At 35.0% G+C, this 18,975-nt stretch carries 10 protein-coding genes and 2 pseudogenes; 6 read left to right on the top strand and 6 right to left on the bottom strand.

Annotated elements, in window-relative coordinates; genetic code table 11:
- Nucleotides 1-120: 120 nt before the first annotated feature.
- Nucleotides 121-2,202 (top strand): heme lyase CcmF/NrfE family subunit, encoded by a 2,082-nt coding sequence (locus OPR35_RS04525; protein ID WP_458694651.1) that lies wholly within the window; start codon nt 121-123, stop codon nt 2,200-2,202.
- A gap of 50 nt (nt 2,203-2,252) precedes the next feature.
- On the opposite strand, the gene OPR35_RS04520 is transcribed toward OPR35_RS04525, so the two are convergent.
- Nucleotides 2,253-4,580: an ankyrin repeat domain-containing protein gene (locus OPR35_RS04520; RefSeq protein WP_264685016.1), complete on the bottom strand. Its 2,328-nt coding sequence runs from the start codon at nt 4,578-4,580 to the stop codon at nt 2,253-2,255.
- 113 nt (nt 4,581-4,693) lie between these two features.
- Between OPR35_RS04520 and mutS the strand changes: the two genes are divergently transcribed.
- Nucleotides 4,694-7,195, top strand: coding sequence for a DNA mismatch repair protein MutS (mutS, locus tag OPR35_RS04515; protein ID WP_264685017.1), 2,502 nt, complete (start codon nt 4,694-4,696; stop codon nt 7,193-7,195).
- 60 nt (nt 7,196-7,255) lie between these two features.
- Here mutS and OPR35_RS04510 read toward each other — a convergent pair whose 3' ends face one another.
- Complete coding sequence (locus OPR35_RS04510; RefSeq protein WP_265024734.1) at nt 7,256-8,632, bottom strand: ankyrin repeat domain-containing protein; 1,377 nt, start codon at nt 8,630-8,632, stop codon at nt 7,256-7,258.
- Between the two features lie 131 nt (nt 8,633-8,763).
- On the opposite strand from OPR35_RS04510, the gene aspS reads away from it, so the two are divergent.
- The gene (gene aspS, locus OPR35_RS04505; protein WP_012481816.1) at nt 8,764-10,566 is read left to right on the top strand and encodes an aspartate--tRNA ligase; all 1,803 of its coding nucleotides are present in this window, start codon (nt 8,764-8,766) and stop codon (nt 10,564-10,566) included.
- A 98-nt stretch (nt 10,567-10,664) separates the two neighbouring features.
- On the opposite strand, the gene OPR35_RS04500 is transcribed toward aspS, so the two are convergent.
- On the bottom strand, nt 10,665-11,297 hold the full coding sequence (locus OPR35_RS04500) for a glycoside hydrolase family 25 protein (protein WP_007302899.1): 633 nt from the start codon (nt 11,295-11,297) through the stop codon (nt 10,665-10,667).
- A 177-nt stretch (nt 11,298-11,474) separates the two neighbouring features.
- Between OPR35_RS04500 and OPR35_RS04495 the strand changes: the two genes are divergently transcribed.
- The gene (locus tag OPR35_RS04495) at nt 11,475-12,737 is read left to right on the top strand and encodes an MFS transporter (protein WP_007302900.1); all 1,263 of its coding nucleotides are present in this window, start codon (nt 11,475-11,477) and stop codon (nt 12,735-12,737) included.
- 7 nt (nt 12,738-12,744) lie between these two features.
- Here the strand turns inward: OPR35_RS04495 and OPR35_RS04490 are convergent.
- Nucleotides 12,745-13,068, bottom strand: a pseudogene (locus tag OPR35_RS04490) (pseudouridine synthase); the annotation flags it as partial.
- 70 nt (nt 13,069-13,138) lie between these two features.
- Here OPR35_RS04490 and OPR35_RS04485 point away from each other — a divergent pair.
- Nucleotides 13,139-14,371 (top strand): IS256 family transposase, encoded by a 1,233-nt coding sequence (locus OPR35_RS04485; protein ID WP_265024688.1) that lies wholly within the window; start codon nt 13,139-13,141, stop codon nt 14,369-14,371.
- A 33-nt stretch (nt 14,372-14,404) separates the two neighbouring features.
- On the opposite strand, the pseudogene OPR35_RS04480 reads toward OPR35_RS04485, so the two are convergent.
- Both OPR35_RS04480 and OPR35_RS04475 read right to left on the bottom strand, forming a co-directional pair.
- Nucleotides 14,405-15,013: pseudogene (locus OPR35_RS04480) on the bottom strand (RluA family pseudouridine synthase); the annotation flags it as partial.
- A gap of 108 nt (nt 15,014-15,121) precedes the next feature.
- Complete coding sequence (locus tag OPR35_RS04475) at nt 15,122-17,479, bottom strand: ankyrin repeat domain-containing protein (protein WP_149168896.1); 2,358 nt, start codon at nt 17,477-17,479, stop codon at nt 15,122-15,124.
- Between the two features lie 173 nt (nt 17,480-17,652).
- Between OPR35_RS04475 and OPR35_RS04470 the strand changes: the two genes are divergently transcribed.
- Nucleotides 17,653-18,939: a Na+/H+ antiporter NhaC family protein gene (locus tag OPR35_RS04470; protein ID WP_052264662.1), complete on the top strand. Its 1,287-nt coding sequence runs from the start codon at nt 17,653-17,655 to the stop codon at nt 18,937-18,939.
- Nucleotides 18,940-18,975: the final 36 nt, after the last annotated feature.

Raw genomic sequence — 18,975 nt, 5'->3', positions numbered from 1 at the left:
AAGTATAAAAGCTTAATGCTTAATTTTTACTTACTATTAATATAATTGAAGATTAACTTTGTTCCTATATTAAAACTTTAACTCCCAATTTATTATTAGTAATATCATTATATGAATCTTATGCCTGAATTTGGGAATATATTGTTATTGGTAGCCTGTTTGTTATCTTTAACGTATTTGTTTCTACCGTTTAGTTCTTACCGATTCGTCTCCTCTGCCATATTTTTTTGTGTGTCAGCATCAATGGCTATTTTGATCTACTGCCACATTAAAAATGATTTCTCACTTGAAAACGTATATTACCACTCACACACAACAAAACCTTTAATCTATAAGATTTGTGGTGTTTGGGGAAATAAAGAAGGGTCTATGTTGCTTTGGACCTTAGTGCTTGTCATGTATTTATTACTAATGGATATTTATATACCTTCTGTCATCCCAGTGCTTGACTACTTGGATCCAGACAATTTAATTGCAAATGAGTACATCAAATGGCAGTGTAATAAAAACTGGATTCCAGTGTCAAGCACTGGAATGACACCAGAACGAACTAATGGTAGTAAATTAAAAAAAATATCTCTTATCACCCAAGGCTTGATTTGCTTTTGTTTTTTACTGTTCACTTTACTTGAATCCAGCCCCTTCACTAAAATGCCAGGCATTGAAACAGATGGACTGGGTTTTAATCCGATATTGCAGGATATAGGCCTTGCTATTCATCCACCGGTATTATATTTGGGGTACCTTGGATTTAGCATTCCTTTTTCGCTCTCTATAGCTGGATTAATTTTAAATACTGAAGGAAATGTTTGGGCTAAAATTGTCAGGCCTTGGGTACTTATTTCTTGGTCGCTGCTCACTTTGGGCATCAGCTTGGGTAGCTGGTGGGCATATCGTGAACTCGGTTGGGGTGGATTTTGGTTCTGGGATCCAGTGGAAAACGTTTCTTTGATGCCTTGGCTAATTGCAGTGGCGCTGACACATTTGTTGCTCGTTGTACGAAATTTCAATACTTTAAGGAATTTCGCTATTTTACTTACGCTTACAACTTTTATATTGAGTGTGACTGGAACATTTCTAGTCCGCTCAGGAATACTTACCTCAGTGCACACGTTTGCAGATGACCCAAGATATGGACTGTATATATTAGCTCTACTTGGTGTAATTACAGTCAGTAGCTTAGTAATATTTGTAGTGTTTACGAGAAAGAATCACACATCTTTCCAGTATTCGATATTGGAATCTGAAAAGAAATCTGCTACTCAAGTGACAGAAGGTAGAAGATTCTTTTCACGCCTTACGATGATGCTGATGAACAATTTATTATTCATCACTGCCTTTTTCATCGTGTTCGTTGGCACTTTATACCCTACAGTGCTTGAGTATTTAACCGGTGAATTAATTTCAGTTGGAGCACCATATTACAATTCTTTATTTAACTCTATTGCACTAGCTATTCTAGTACTCACCATGATAGGGCAATACTGCAGTTGGCAGGGAAATAGTCTATTGCCAATATTCCGTGAATATAGATTTTCATTTTGTAGTGCTGCAGCTATTTTGCCGTTTATCTTTCACATGGAGCTAATGATTGTGCTATCAATTACCATCTCCATAGCATTATTAATCTTTGTTTTAGAAGCATATAGTAAAAGAATTTGTTTATTTAAGGTAGCATTTGGTGAATCAATTTTATTAGCAAGAAGAGTTTCTAAGTCCTACTATGGAATGATGCTTGCTCATGCTGGAGTGGCAATTCTAGTGCTTGGTATATCTTATTCCGTTGGTTGGCAGGAGAAAAAAGAAAACTACTTGGGAATAGGAGACAGCATAACAGTCAATAAATTTAAAGTTACTTTACGAAATATTGAGCTAATAAAAGAAAAAAATTTCCATGCAGTGAGGGGTACAATGGATATCAGGAATTTGCTGAATAATAAGATATTAGGTGAAGTAACTCCTGAATATAGATTTTACCTTGCGGAAGGTCAGAAAAATGTTGAAAGCAGTATCTACCACAATTTATTTTCTGATATTTATGTTGTAATTGGAGAGATTGATAAGAGTAAGAGCAAAATCGCAGCTAAAGTGCACTATAAACCTGGAATGTCTATAATCTGGCTAGGATCCTTTCTTATCGCTTTTGGCTCGCTCCTTGCTGCTTTGCCTTCTACCAAAAAAGTAGTTCCTTCAGTATCATAAAGTTTGCATTTTTTGGCAATTTAAACTTAAGCTAAGCAACACTAACCTCGCTAGCGAATTTTCTCTGTGTTCTGTTGTACAATAGGAAATAAAGATATATTTTCTAATGAAGAACTTACATGATATATGGAATCTACTTCCTCAGGCCTTTTAAAATATCCCTGCTTAATAGCGTCGTAGACAGAAGAACCACCAAGCAAGCAGTTCTCACCTAACTCTTCTTTATAATTTTTAAACTTTTCCAATATTTCCTCCTTGTTACTCACTTCTACTATAATTTTTCCTTCATCTTGCACATCAGAATACAATCTAGCATCTACTTTTCCCAAATCAGTATGAAAAGTCAGTACTATATTACCTATAAGGTCAGTATAATTTCTTACCCCACCTTCCGTTAAAATTTCTATCTCGCTTTCACCGATTGCTATCACGTCTCTTCGAAATTCTGTGCTTTCATCTGTTCCATTTATGATTTTTGCAACCTCGACTATACTATTCTTTGAGTATTTCAAGCAGAAAGTGAAGTTGTCCATTTTTGCCTCTTTTACCTTACCAGTAGTTGCGTTTTTTGCAGCTTCCAAAAACCTTAGAGAATAATGTATATAGCTTTTACGTGCTTCTTTCAGATTAGCTTTGTGGTCTTTAAACTTCTCTAGTTTATCAATTACAATTATACTACTTAGAGTTTCAAGTACTGCACCTCTTTTTACCAAATTACATACTATGCGACTAGCAACTTCTATGTCCCTTTCAACTTGAAAAATCTTTAATTCACTAATTCTTCTTATTACATAATCTGTAAAATTATACTTATTCTCATAAGTATTTTCATATATATTTCCCTCACAAGTAAGATTGAACCTTACCCTAGATTTTATAGCTTCATTTACAACCTGTTCTAGCTGATTTATGTCTTGAACTTCATCTAATTTACAAAAATATTTATCTGGATCTTGCTCATCTAGTAGAAAATCATTCCCCCATAGATTTACACTTTTGCGCAAATACTTTTTTCCATTATAGTCAGCTTGTGTTTTTTTACGAAAAGTTCCATAAATAACATCATCAGTTAAAAAGCACTCTTTAATATTAAGGTGGGGGTTATTAACTGCAAATTCTATTGGGGTTTTACCTTTTTTATCCTTTATATCAAGATTAGCTCCTTTCCTTAGAAGCAATTTGATAATTGTATCACAATGACCAGAACGAGTAGCATAATGCAAAGGCGTCCTTCCTGTGTCGTCCTTTTCATTAGGATCAGCACCTGAATTCAACAGTAAATCTATGCATTCTTCTGAATTGCTACATTCCATACTTGATAGAATATGCAGTATTGTCAGTTTAGATTCTCCTCTTTTAAGGTTGAGAATGGTTTTTAGATCTTGATTACTTTTATGATCTAGTAAAAATTTTTTAATTTTTTCAACATCGTTCTTATAATCCTTATAAGTAACATGTGGAAAGTCTTTAAAAGTACTTAAGAATTTTTTATTCAATTCCTTCTGACTCTCTGTTAAGTTGGACATGTCAACAAGCCACGTAGATATCAGCTTGCCAAATGCACTTCTTTCGACAACATCCGTTAAGGAGCAGTCATTGCGAAGTAGCAACGAGTATTTAATCAATTCATATTCATCATCTTCTTGTTGCTGTGTTTCTTCTGCTTTCTTAGAGTGCTTAAAATCATTTTTTATTAATTCAATCAAAAGCTTTAATGTGTTAAAACTTTTATGTCCCAATAAAGGATCTGCTTTGTTTTCAAGTAGAATTCTTGCTATTTCTGAATAGCCATTTCTAATAGCCCAGCATAACGGAGTACGCCCGTATTCATCCGCTACGTCAACATTAGCCCTTTTCTCTAATAGGAGTTCTACTATTTCTTCATGTCCATTGATAGTAGCACAATGCAAAGGAGTACACCCATTTTGATTTACTGCATCAACATTAGCCCCCTTGTCTAATATGAGTTCTACTATCTCTTTATTTTCATTGTGAGCAGCACAATGCAAAGGAGTAAACCCATTTTGATCTGCTACATTAACATTAACCCCGTTTGCTATGAGAATCTCTACCACTCCTATACTGCTACTTGCAGCAGCAAAGTGTAAAGTATTCCATCCATCTTGATCTGCTGTATTAACATTACCCCCTTTTTTTATTAAAAGCTCTGCTATCTTTACAAGATCATTTCTAGCAGCTATATGTAACAATGTACTTTGATCATCGAATGTATAATTTATGTTAAATCCATTATCTTGCCACTTTTTATACGTGTCTGGATCTTCTTTTTCCAATTCCTCTTTTACCCTTTCGATTATATTGTTCTCATTTAAGTCACTTATTGTCCTTAATATTTTTAACAACCGTTCATATTCCATAATTCTACCTCAAACTATTTGTTTTTGTACTATAGCTAAAAAAAATTATTGATCCATAATAAAATAACCAACACCAGAGTAAGTGGTTTGCTGCTAACATATTTAAAAATGTTATGAACTTAATAAGAGAAAAAAATACCCCTGTAATGGAGCAATATTTAAATTTGAAAGCTCAATACACGGATCATCTATTGTTTTATAGACTGGGCGATTTTTATGAATTGTTTTTCGATGATGCTATTAAAGCTGCGAAATTGCTGAATATAGTGCTAACCAAGAGGGGCAATTCAAATGGGCAAGAAATACCAATGTGTGGAGTGCCAGCACACAGTAGCGAATCTTACCTACACAAGCTAATAGATTTAGGATTCAAAGTAGCAATCTGTGACCAATTAGAAACTGCTGATGAAGCAAAAAAGAGGGGCTATAAATCCATAGTAAAGCGTGATGTAGTGCGAGTTGTAACTCCAGGTACAATTATAGAAGATTCACTACTGGAGGATAAAAGCAATAATTATCTCGCATCCATAGTTGAACAAAATGACGAATATGCTATGAGTTGGCTTGAATTATCGACGGGAAAATTTTTTCACACTTTAACGAGTTTGAAAGCTCTAGATAGTGATTTATTGCGTATATCACCAAGAGAATTATTAATTTCTGAAAAATTCACTGAGGATGAAAAAATTAGATCGATTTTAAAAAATTATAAAATATCAATTACGCAACACGCACAGAGCTTTTTTGAGTATAGTAAATCTCACAGAACATTATGCGAGTTTTATAAAATCAGGGAACTTGGGAGTATAGGAAATTTCAGCAAAGTAGAAATCATGGCGTGTGGTGCACTGCTTGAATATGTCAGAGTAACGCAAAGGGGCTCCATTCCAAGGCTTGAATTCCCAAAAACCTATAAGCAACAAAATTTCATGCTTATTGATGCTTCAGCAAGGAGAAATCTTGAGTTGTTTTCAACTCAATTTGGTGAAAAGAAAGGTTCACTAATTTCAGTTATTGATCATACAGTTACAGCTTCTGGTGGACGCCTGCTCAAACAAATGCTCGCTTCACCCCTTGCTTGCTCTAAGGCAATTAATTTGAGGCTCAGCACCGCTCAATTTTTTGTAAATAATCATGATTCACGCAGAAAAATACGAGAGATATTATCTAACATTCCGGATATTGAAAGGTCTTTATCGCGCTTAATACTAGGGCGTGGTTCACCAAAGGATATGAACCTATTGAAAATAGGCCTAGGAAAGACTTTAGAATTGTCTGAGTTTCTGTCTACCTTGCATAATTATTGTTTAAGTGAAAAATCAGAAATTAACTCTCAGATGTCATTCCAGTGCTTGACCAGAGAAAAGGAACCAGTTCAGGTGATAAGTAGTGACGAGAGTGAACTAAGCACAATACATAAAAGTCTTGGTAATCATAAAGATCTATTCGAGCTTCTAAACAGCGCTATACTTGATAACAACCTCAGTTCCGTAAAAGAAGGAGGATTTATCAATCCAAAATACAACTCAGAATTATCTGAGTTATCTTATATATTGAACAACAGTAACAAGTTGGTAACTAAGCTCCGTGAATCTTATCGCGACCTAACTGGCATTGCTGCACTCAAAATATTACACAACAATATACTTGGTTATTACGTTGAAGTGTCGGCAAATCACAAAATAACTTCGGATATATTTATTCATAGACAAAGCTTAGCAAATAGCATGCGCTACACTACTAATGAATTGAAAGAACTAGAAAATAAAATTCTTACGGCACGTGATGCTGCAATCGGCTTAGAAATGAAAATTTTTAGTGAACTGTGTAGTGAAGTCGCTAAAGAATCTGAAAAAATTGCTCTTGCTGCAAATGCTTTGGCAAAACTTGATATTAGAACTGCATTTGCAGAGCTTGCAGTGCAAAATAATTACGTAAAACCCATTATTGATGACAGCAAAGAGTTCAATATCTGTAGCGGAAGACACCCAGTGGTTGAAGTTAACGATAAATTCATTGCAAATAGCATCAATTTAGCTGGTATACATCTAATTACTGGTCCTAATATGGCTGGAAAAAGCACTTTCTTGAGGCAAAACGCTCTCATTGCAGTTTTAGCTCACATGGGGTCATTTGTGCCAGCAGAGAGTGCGCATGTAGGAGTGATTGACAAGATATTCAGCAGGGTTGGCGCAACGGATAATATAACAGCTGGTTATTCTACCTTCATGGTAGAGATGATCGAAACAGCAACGATAGTAAATCAGGCAACGGACCGTTCCTTGGTGATACTTGATGAAATTGGTAGGGGCACAGGGGTGTATGATGGATTATCTATTGCACAGGCGGTGATTGAACATATTCACAATGTAAATAAGTGCCGCGCCATTTTTGCAACTCATTATCATGAATTGACTAAAGTAGGTGAATACTTAGAAAATGTGAAATGTTTTTGTATGAAAATAAAAGAATGGAAAGGAGAAGTCATCTTTTTACATGAAGTAATTGAAGGCATTGCAGATGAGTCATATGGAATACATGTAGCAAAACTTGCTGGTTTTCCTGATTCTGTTTTAAACAGAGCAAGAGAAGTATTTGAGGAGCTAAAGGCTTGAGGAAAGTAACATTATATTACTCCACAATTATGGATTTTAGCAATCTATGGCGCTTTAATTTTAGTCAGCTTTCTGAGTAACTGAATTAACGTAGCATTGATCGATTGCCACATTAGTCAAGATTCCAATTCCACCACCTACAACTGCACCTACAGCTCCTAATGCTAGTTGAGTACCAATTCCAGCAGAAGACCCAATGATTAATGGAGCAAGAAAATATAATGCTAAAGCGCAAGTTATTGCAGCTACACTTATAACAGCCAGCTTTCTCGGACAAAAATTTTCTGGTGCCTCAGCACTAGATATAAATGATGATTTTACTAGATTTTTTCTACTTTCATGATCTAAAAAGCCACTCACTGTTCTCATTATAGGACGGGTAGAGCCGTCACCAGTCAAGTCAATTCTATCTCCCACTATATCATGAAGCTCTTTAACTTGAGCTTTATATTCATCCCAATAGTTTGATAACTCTTGTTGGTCATTGAGAAGATCTGGTTTATTTGAAGTTGTTAACCAGTGTGAGTCATGTTCCAAAATATATCGAATTGTAGCTTTCCCTATATCTATATGCCCTTCAGTAATTGCATACTTTAAAACACCTTCTGCTTTTTTCCTTCCAACATTAAGATCAGCACCAGCTTTTATCAATAATTCTACTATCTTTGGAGAATTATGAAATATAGCAATATCTAAAGGGACCATCTCATTAAAATCTTTGATATTTAAGTTTGCTTTGTGTTCTATTAAATAACTTATAAATTTTAAGGTTTTATCAGATTTTTGATCGTCTATGTCTTTATGTCTGTAATATATTCTAATTGCAAAATTCAACGCAGTTTGACCCTTTAACGCACTACCACCAATAATTAAGTTCTGATAGCTTTTTACCTCTTGATTTATTAAGTTAACATCCGCACCGTTTTCTATTAAAGCCTTAGCTCCTTCGAAATTGCCTTGTGCAGTTTGCAGATGAAGTAAGTAACGACCAAGATGATCAGTTGCATTAGGATTTGCACCTTGTTCAATCAAATACCTTGCAATTTTATCATTAAATTTGTGATCATAAGTTGCAGATTCTAGTGGCTCAGGATTTTGCGATAACTCATCTTTAGCTATTAAGCTGTTAATCTGACAGATTGATTTTACTGACTCTAAATCTCTTCTTTTAACTGCCTTTGTGACTGCAGCGCTAAAGCTTATACCCTTTTCTATTAGATATTCGGCCATTTTGTTATTAGTAGAACACTTTAATAAATTTGTACCGCTTTGGGAATTAACCTCAGTGACAACATCTCGAATAATGGAACTATTTTCCTCAAAAATTGACTTTACTTTTTCTAAATCATTTTTGGTGACAGTATCAACAAGATCTTTTATTACAGCATTCACCCTCTCTTTTTTAGCTAAAATTTCTTTTAATTCTTCAGGGTTCATAAATACACCTCAACACACATAATAAAAAAGTATATCTAAATCAGAATTGCTTGTAAAGGATCTTTAGATATTATCTTGCCCAAAGGTTAATTTATTTTATAATCTTTTTGTATTCTAGAAATTTCAATTAAATGAACTGTTATAAAACTCACGAGTGTAATGAATTAAGGAAGAATGATGTAGAAAAGGAAGTTACTCTCTCTGGGTGGCTGTACCGTAAACGTGACCATGGTAACCTAATCTTTGTTGATTTAAGAGATTTTCATGGGATTACTCAGTTGGTATTCAATAACGATAAAGATTTTTTTGATGAAATTTCGAATTTAAAATCAGAAAGTGTGATTACTGTCACAGGAATAGTCAAAGCTAGAACTGAAGATACGGTAAATAGCTCTATTTCCACAGGAGAAATTGAAGTTATAGTTAGTAATTTACAAGTTGAATCTGAAGTTGAGTTCCACTGTGATGAAGAAATAGCAAAAGAAGAAAGGAGTATATTAGCAAGTATCGCCGGTGAGCAAGAATACCCAGAAAACATGAGATTTAAATATCGTTTTCTTGATTTAAGACGTGAAAAGGTTCGTAATAACATTATTCTACGTTCACAGATCATTTCAGAGCTCAGGAGGCTCATGATAGAGCAAGGATTCTTAGATATTCAAACTCCCATACTTACTGCCTCTTCTCCTGAAGGAGCACGTGATTATTTAGTGCCAAGCAGACTAAATCCTGGTAAATTCTATGCATTACCACAAGCTCCACAGATTTTTAAGCAGTTGCTTATGGTTTCAGGGTTTGATAAATATTTTCAAATTGCACCTTGTTTTCGTGATGAGGACGCAAGGGCTGACCGTTCTCCTGGGGAGTTTTATCAGCTAGATCTTGAAATGTCTTTTGTAACTCAAGAAGATATATTTCAGGTTATTGAATCTACCTTATATAAAGTGTTTGCCAAATTTTCTCGCAAATCAGTTGATAAAGATTTTCCACGTATTACATACAAAGAAGCAATGCTCAAATATGGATCTGATAAGCCAGATCTGCGTAATCCATTATTAATCAGCGATGTTACAGAGATTTTCCGTGATTCAGAGTTCAATATTTTCAAAAGCAATATCGAGCGAGGTATGGTAGTCAGAGCCATCCCTGCTCCTAAAACAGCAGAGGAACCACGCAGTTTTTTTGATAAAAAAATAGAACATGCGCAAAAAGAATTCGGTGCTAAAGGTCTTGGATATATAACGTTTGATAAAGATGGCATCGCAAAAGGGCCAATTGCTAAATTCCTCGATGACAATAGGCTAAATTCCATAAAAGAAATAACGAATGTAAAGCCCGGAGATAGTGTATTTTTTGCTTCTGATAAGGAAAATGAAGCAGCAACAATTGCAGGGAAAGTGCGCACTCTTTTAGGTTCAGAATTGGGATTAATAGATGACGATATCTTCAAATTCTGTTGGATTATTGATTTTCCATATTTTGTATATGACGATAAGAGCAAAAAAATAGATTTCTTTCACAACCCATTCTCTATGCCACATGGTGGCTTGAAAGATTTAGAAGAAAAAGATCCGCTGGATATCCTTGCTTACCAATATGATCTTGTTTGCAATGGAATAGAGCTGTCAAGTGGAGCAATTCGTAATAACAAACTGAATATTATGTACAGAGCTTTTGCCATTGCAGGCTACAGTAAAGAGGAAGTTGATACAAAATTTGGCGCGCTTGTGCGTGCATTCAGGTTTGGAGCGCCACCTCATGGTGGAATAGCGCCAGGGGTTGATAGAATGGTTATGCTACTTGCAGATGAGCCGAATATTCGTGAAGTAATCTGTTTTCCTATGAATCAGCAAGGAGAAGATGTTCTAATGGGCGCTCCTTCTAAAGTAGATGATAAGCATTTACGTGAGTTGTCTTTAAAGGTTGTTGAATAAAGTTGTATATAACTTGAGTTTAGGTGGGGAAAAAACAAGAATATTGAATTCTGTTAAAGTAGTGCTAGGCCCTAGCACTACTTTATAGTTTTAGGATATCAAAAAGTTTGGTCTAGCGGGACTTGGCCCTCTATTCCGTTTACTTCTCCTTGAGAGGTGTAATTCCAATAAGTATAGTTTTTACCCGCATCCTTCCAATCTTTAGGTAATTCAGGCTCCGATCTTCCTCTCCAATCAGCAACCCATAATGGGTAGTGAGAAAAATTATGTTCTTCTTGTGTATAGTAATCATTCCACGTTTTTGGTGAAGCATATACAATTGGACTGTATCCTTTTTCATTCAATTGAGTCAATAAAGAATGAAGTTTTTCGGCTCTCTGTGTGTTAGTGTGTTTTGTAGGATCATCACATTTTGTTGTTCTTCCTTCGCAAATACCAGTTGTAGCACTAACAGCTAACTTATTTGTACCTGGCTCAAAATTAGCTTTTTTAAGTTCGTTAACTATGTTATTCAACTGACCTTCAGGTGTTGAGGTCATCCTAAATACGTGATATGCCCCAGCTTGCACATTATTATCTTTCATACTTTGAAAATTTTGTCCAAATTTAGTGTCTTGAAAAGTTTCTCCCTCAGTTGCTTTGGCAAATGCAAACCTTACCTCATCCTTTGCAACTTTCAACCAATCAATCTCTCCATTCCAATGAGATACGTCTATACCTTTTTCACTCATACTAACCTCATAATTACAATAAATGTTGAATATAGAATATAATAGTGAAAATTTAATGAATATCTTGTGAGCATATTGTAAACAATTTTATACTAAAACAGTTACAAAGTTCTAAACTACAATCTATAGACAAAAATACTTGTTATTAGTAAGTTAAATTATAGTGAGTTAAAAATTATGAGCGATATTCAAAAAGCAATACTATCAAGTATAATCTGCAATATGATTATATGGTATGAAATAACTCTGTTTGGAGTTTTGACGCATATAATAAGTGACGTTTTTTTTTCATCAGAAAGCGACTACATAAAAAAAATCAAATTCCTTGGCAGTTTTGCAATTGGCTTTGGATTTAGACCACTTGGTGCGTTTATTTTTGGTTACATTGGAGATAAGTATGGCAGGAGGAAAATTTTACTGACTTCCGTAATATTAGCTTCGATATCGTCTACTGCAATTGCGGTTATACCTAGCTTTAGAGAAATAGGAATATTTTCTCCTATACTGCTTCTGTTTTGTAGGATAGTACAAGGAATGGCAGCAGGTGGAGAAACAAGTGTTAACTCTGCTTTTTTAATAGAGCATTCAAGCGATAAAAAAAATCTAGGATTCTTAGGGAGCATGAAAGCGTTTAGTGGTGCTCTCGGTTCTATCACATGCTTTGTAATGATAGCTATTTGCAAAAAGTTTACAGGTGAAAATTATGAAATTTGGGGCTGGAGGTTGCCCTTCTATTTCTGCTTCATTATGGGCATAATAGGCTTTTTAACAAGATATATAATGGAAGAGAGCTTAGCATATAAAATTCATGATCAAAATAGAAGCTTATCTGATTCTCCATTTTTAGAATTAATCAAAACCTACAAAAAAGCATTTATATTAGCAATTGGGCTTGGTATCGCTCAAAATGCAATCGTTTATTCGGTAATAATGTTTTATAACATATCTGTAAAAGCGCTTACTCTGTCAGGTATTGATATTAAAAATGTAGTAAGGATTATAGTTGAAATTACATTTGGAACGTCCGCAGTGCTATTTGCAATACTGTCTGATAAAGTTGGAAGAAAAAATGTAATGATTCCTACATTAGTAGCTCTAGCTTGCGCCGGTTTGCCGGTACTTTCGCTATTATCAAATGATAACCACTATATTGTCACGCTCTCTTTTCTGTTGATAAGTGTGCCGATAGGTGCATCTTTTGGAATATATAATTCTCTTGCCTGCGAGTTATTTCCAACAAAAGTTAGGTGCACCGGCTTTAGCCTCGCACATAACATATCTGCAGGTATTTTTGGCGGCCTTTCTCCATCGATATGCATGTGGCTTATAGAAAAAACCGAAACAAAACTTGCCGCAGGGATTTACCTTACTGTTTGTGCATTGATTAGCCTAATATCTGTACTTCAAATTAAAGCCAAAGACAAAAAAATTGATTGGTGAAATCGCTTTAGTCAAAAGATAGCGCTTCAATAGATTTTTCGATATGTTTAGGGACAGGAGCAGTAATAGTGACTTCTTTATTATTTGGCAATTTTAAAGACAAAGAATATGAATGTAGGTGAATCTGATTTGCTACTCCATCAATAAAAGCTTTTTTACCGCCATATTTACCGTCACCAAGAATAGGACAATTTATATGAGCTAAATGTGCACGTAATTGATGAGTTCTGCCAGTAATTGGTTGTAATTTTAAATAAGCAACATTATGTTTTAACCTTGCTATAATTAAAAAATGCGTAGTGGCATTTTGAGGTGAATCTTCATCAACGACGGGAATGTTCAAAAAAGTGTGTCAAACCGAAAAAAAAGTAATAAATTGATATAAAAAATGGAGGTTTGATATGAGTCAAGCAAATAGAACTACTGGTTTGGTAGATTATAAAGAATTAGAAACAAATATCCTGTCATCTATACGAGAAGGAAGACCATTGACAGGAAGAGATGGAGCATTAACACCGTTTATAAAAAGGCTGCTAGAGGCAAGTCTGGAAGGTGAAATAGAAAGCCACATGTCAGCTAAAAGTGAAGAAAATAACCGAAGAAATGGAAGGAATGCAAAAACTTTACGTACAAGTTCAGGCTCATTTGAACTATTAACACCAAGAGACAGAGAAGGAAGCTTTGAACCGCAAATAGTCAAAAAAAGGCAAACAAGCCTACATCCAGAACTTGAAGCAAAGGTCTTAAGTACATACGCCAGTGGCATGGGATACAGAGACATAGCTTCACACGTTGAGGAAATATATGACCATAAAATATCAGCAGCAGAGATATCCAATATTACTGATAAACTGCTACCAATAATCAATGAATGGCGCAGCCGTCCATTGCAATCAGTGTATCCAATAGTGTTCATGGATGGCATGTTTTTTAAGGTCAAGGAGGACGGACATTGCGTAAGTAAATGCATGTATAATATATTGGGTATAAATCAAAATGGCAGAAAAGAAGTATTAGGTTTTTATCTGGCTGAAAGTGAGGGAGCTAACTTCTGGTTGGGAGTTTTAAATGACCTCAAAGAAAGAGGAGTAGAAGATATTCTGATTGCATGTGTAGATGGGCTAAAAAGCTTTCCTGCAGCCATCAACAGTGTATTTCCCAGTGCAGAAGTGCAGCTATGTATAGTACACCAAATAAGAAATTCTCTGAAATATGTATCCAGTAAAGATGTAAAAGTTTTCATGAATGATCTGAAAAAAATATATCGTGCTTCAAGTAAAGAAATTGCTGAGAATTATCTGCTTGAGCTGGAAGAAAAATGGGGAGAAAAGTATCCTTTAGTTATAAAATCCTGGCAGAACAATTGGGAAAACTTATCCAGTTATTTTAAGTATTCTGGGCCAGTTAGGAAGCTGATTTACACCACTAATCCAATTGAGGGGTTGCATAGACAAATCAGGAAATTTACTAAAACTAAGGGTTCATTTACTAGTACAAATGCCTTGTACAAACAGGTATATTGTGCTATAAAAAAGGTAGAGCAAAGGTGGATTATGGCTCTCCCTAATTGGGCTTTAACTATGTCTCAACTTGATATTTTCTTTCCAGATAGATTGAAAATTGAGTTGAACTAAAAATGCGGCTTGACACACTTTTTTGAACGTTCCCTCAACGACTACTTTTTCTTGCCCTGAAATATATTTTTTCACCAACGGATAGTCTATTGTTCCATTATCTTTGCTCGGTATACCAAAAGTTAATGCTAGGTAAGTTTTTTTTATCCTCCGTCCTTTAAATTCTTCCATAAGGTATTTGGCAACGCTGGCATTGCGTGCGAATATTATTACTCCGCTTGTATCCCTATCCAGCCTGTGAACAATTTTAAATATTTCTCTCTCTCTTATTTGGTCAAGTAAATCACTAATGCTAATTTTTACCTTTATGCCGCCTTGAACAATGACCCCTGCGGGTTTGTTTATAGCTAGTATATATTCGTCTTCATATAATATGTTCTCTCTTAGTAGATTCACTAACTTTTCATTATATTTGCAGTCAGAATTAGTGTTCTCAATATAGTCTAAGTATCTTATCATTATAGTTTGCCCAGAGCTTACCCTATCGCTGGATTTTGCCGTGCAATTATCAACCTTGATTAATCCTTTCCTTAAAGACTTCTCAATTGCAGATTGTTTCAAATTGGGAAAAATTCTTCTAATGTACCTATCGAGCCTAACATTATTGTCTTCTACTAATATGGTTTTGATACCTTCTGACATCTTACTTATAAAAATTTTATTGTGTAAACTAAAATCTAACATACCTAATGTACTTCTCAGTTTCAGCTACTTGCATCGAGTGCTACGTGCTGGAATTTAGAGGATTATTTAACTATTTATAACGGCTTCATATTTTCCTACAGCTGAGTAAAGTGGTAACAATGATAGTTTCTCGATCATAGAGAGGTGAGTATTAGGCTCTTTAGTACTAGGGCCTTGACACGCTTCAGTGTTAGGCCCTAACTTCATACACTCAATGCCGTTAGCTAAAGATGTTACTCTTCTGACATTAACATTTTTAGTGCGATATGACCACCTGCAAGGACTATGTAATATTTGTTCTTTTACTCCATCCATTTCAGCTGAACACGCTTTAGTGTTAGTCTCTAACTGCACACATTTAATGTGGTCAGTTATAAATGCTACTCCTTTTTCATTAAGTTTAGCGTTATACTGTAATTGTTCAATTTGATTAGCTTGATCTCTTATCATACGTTCAAAGCTGATAGATAGATTATGTGATTCTATTTCTCTCAACATATGTGATTCTATGTGTTGCACTGTCATTAATTTTTTGTTTCTGAGTATACTTGATTCTAAGTTAAGCCGCGTAAGTATATCTAGTGCTCTTTGTTCTGCTTCCACTAGAAGATTACTTATGCCTTGATGTTCAGCTAAATCTCTTACAGTTTCACCACAGTGATCAGGCAATAAAGTACTTGCGCCATAACATAGTAAAGTCATTACTACTATCCAGTGTCTATGTTCGAAAGCATAAGCTAAAGGAGATTGCCCTGAGCTATCCTGTGCATTAACATTTGCTCCATATAAAATTAAGGTCCTTACTACTTCCGCATGGCCACCTTTGGCAGCTTTATGTAAAGCAGTTGATTCTAAATCGTCACGTGCATTAGCATTTATTCCAGATTCTAATAGAGCATGTACCATTAGTGTATCACCATGTCCGGCAGCACAACGTAAAAACTCAGCTACCATCAATTTCATCACATCCTTCCATATTCCAAGTTGTGTTATAGTAGTTACTGCTTCTAGATAATTATATGGACAAATAGAAAGTAATATTTTCTGTGGATCATTTGTCTCAATACTTGCTCCATGGGCTATTAGATAATTCATTACTTTTCTATTGCCTTTTGCGGCAGCACAATTAAAAGGAGTCCATCCCCATGCATCCTTATGGTTAACATTTGCTTCATAGTTTATTAAGAGCTCTACTGCTTCCACATTATCATTCGTAGCAGCAATATGTAAGGGAGATCGCCCAATTAACTTATCCTCTATATCAACACTTGCTCTATATCGTGATGTGGCCTGTAATAGGATCTCTAATATTAATGTATTATTCTTTGCAGCAGCCCAATATAAAGGACTCCATCCAAATACATCTACTATCTCAATATTTTCAACAATATTCTTATCATTTTTTATTATACAATTCACCATTGCTTCATCAACATTTGCAACAGCAATATGTAAAGGAGTAAGTTTAAGCGCTCCATTCTTCTTAACATCTGCTCCATTCTCCATTAAGTACTTTGCTACTTCTTCATGGCCATTATCGGCAGCCTTATATAAAGCAGTCAATCTCGCTAGATCCTCTGCATTAACATCTGCATTATTTTTTACTAAGATTTTTGTTATTTCTATATCGCCATTTACAGCTGGCTGATATAAAGTAGTTCGTTGAGATGAATCCAACTGATTAACATTTGCCCCTTTTTCTATTAGCTTGCGTGCTACTTCTGTGTTCCTATCTTCAACAGCCCAATGTAAAGCAGTCCATTCGGAAAACGGACTTGGTGCATTAATATCGATTCCTTTTACTTTAAGCATAGCATTTATTAAATTGTTCAGCTTAAAATCAATAGCTAAATACAATAACGTGTATGAAAAGCGTTCATGCAAACAATCTACTTTAAACCAATGATTTACATCAAACTTATTTTTCTCCCACTCTCTATACACATTTTTACTTGCTCTCTTTAGTGCCTTTAGTGTCTCTAATATCTTTCCTACATCTAGCATCACTGGTACCTTTTCTGAGATCTTTCGTGCATTTAGCACATCCTCTAGCGCCACTGCTTTTGATTCTTCTGATGTCTCTTGTACACCTAACCTTTTTAGCATTCTTTTTACCATCTGTTGAGCATTTGATACCCTTGACTCCTTTAGTATCTTTTTTGCTTCTTCTTTTGTCTGCGGTACATTTACCACCTTTAGTCTCTTTTTTAATGGCTCTTGTGTCTCTTGTACTCTTGGAATCTTGCTTGGTACTTCTAATCCATGCGATATCTCTTCTAACATTCTTAATATTTCTGCTTGCCCTAGTATCTTTACTTCCTTTAATAGCTCTTTTATTCTTTCAATTACATTGTCTTCACTTAAATTTACCTCTTGATCAATTACACCTAATATTATGTTCCACTGTTCATATGTCATTACCATGGCTTTACCTCATACTATAGAGTATTTTTTGATGCTATATATTATGGTAGAATAGTCAACGCATTTTCCATAGCGTAACTTGAGAGTCTAAAAGGACTGTTATTAACTTACAGAAAACCAAGCTTGCCTGAAATCACTTAATTGATTATAATCATAGCTTTTAAGGCAGTAAAATGACAGCTTTTTTTCCTTTGGTTATTTTTTTAATCTTATACCTTGGAAGTGGTGTCTATTTTTTCTTTATTGGAATTGATAATCCGCTTCGCCAAGTTTCACCGGTAATTTGCCTACTACCGGCGCTATTTTTTGCTGTTGCATGCAGTGCAGGTAAAATTCAACGTCACATCGATACTGTCATCGAGGGTATGGGCGATAAAAACACCCTTACTATGTGTTTAACTTTTCTATTTTCTGGAGCATTTTCTGTGGTGACTCAATCAATTGGTAGTGCAGATACTGTTGCTGATTTAATTCTCAAATTCCTTCCAGCAAGATTACTACTGCCTGGAGTATTTTTGGCTTCCGCTTTTATATCAACTGCAATTGGTACGTCTATGGGAGTTGTTGTATTAATGGTACCAATAGCTGTTAACTTAGCAAAAAATGGGGCTTTTGGTCTTGAAATAGGAACTGCAACTGTAGTTGGAGGTGCCGTATTTGGTGATAATCTTTCAATGATATCTGACACTACTATTGCATCTGTTTCTTCACAGGGGGCCACGATAAAGGATAAACTTAAAGTGAATTCTAAAGTAGCATTTGTTGCCAGCATTATAACGCTTGTCTATCTGGCAATTATGGCAGATAGTACAAAAATTATTCCTACATCAAATTTAGATTATTTATCAGTAATAAAGATTATTCCTTATATTTCTTTAATAATCATGGGGTTATTTGAAGTTACTACTTTAGTAACAATAACTATAAATATAATTGTTGCTAGTGTATTAGGGATGGCTTTTTTTGACTATACTATCATTCAACTCTCTCATGACATATATGACGGTTTCAAAAAAGTAAACGAGATAGTGATATTTGCTCTATTTATTGGCGGATTGAGTCATATAATGTACAAGCAGGGTCAAAAGGCATTACACAAACTTATCGATGAAAGCAATATCACAAAAACTAAAGCTGAATTTGTAATAGCGGGCATAGCATCTATGTTTACTGTTTTAGTTGCTAATAATACCATTGCTATTTTATTAAGTGGCGATATTGCAAAAAGGCTCGCGCAAAAGCATAATATTCCGTCATACCGTAGTGCATACTTGTTAGACATTTTTGCTTGCGTTACAAAAGGCATTTTGCCTTATGGTTCCCAGCTGCTGCTAGCAGGTAGCATTGCTTCTGTCTCACCTATTTCTTTGTTAACACAAGTTTATTACTGCTTTATTTTAGCAGCAGTTACAGTAGGTGAAATAATCATCAATGGCAGACGTTGCGCGGCTACAACTTAATGTACGAAGATTTCTCTTCATATTACATTTTTGTGC

Origin of the sequence: Wolbachia endosymbiont (group B) of Protocalliphora azurea (assembly GCF_947251865.1) — a bacterium.
GTDB lineage: Bacteria > Pseudomonadota > Alphaproteobacteria > Rickettsiales > Anaplasmataceae > Wolbachia.
Note: the sequence above shows the minus strand (reverse complement) of the source record. Positions and strands in the feature narration are given on the sequence as shown.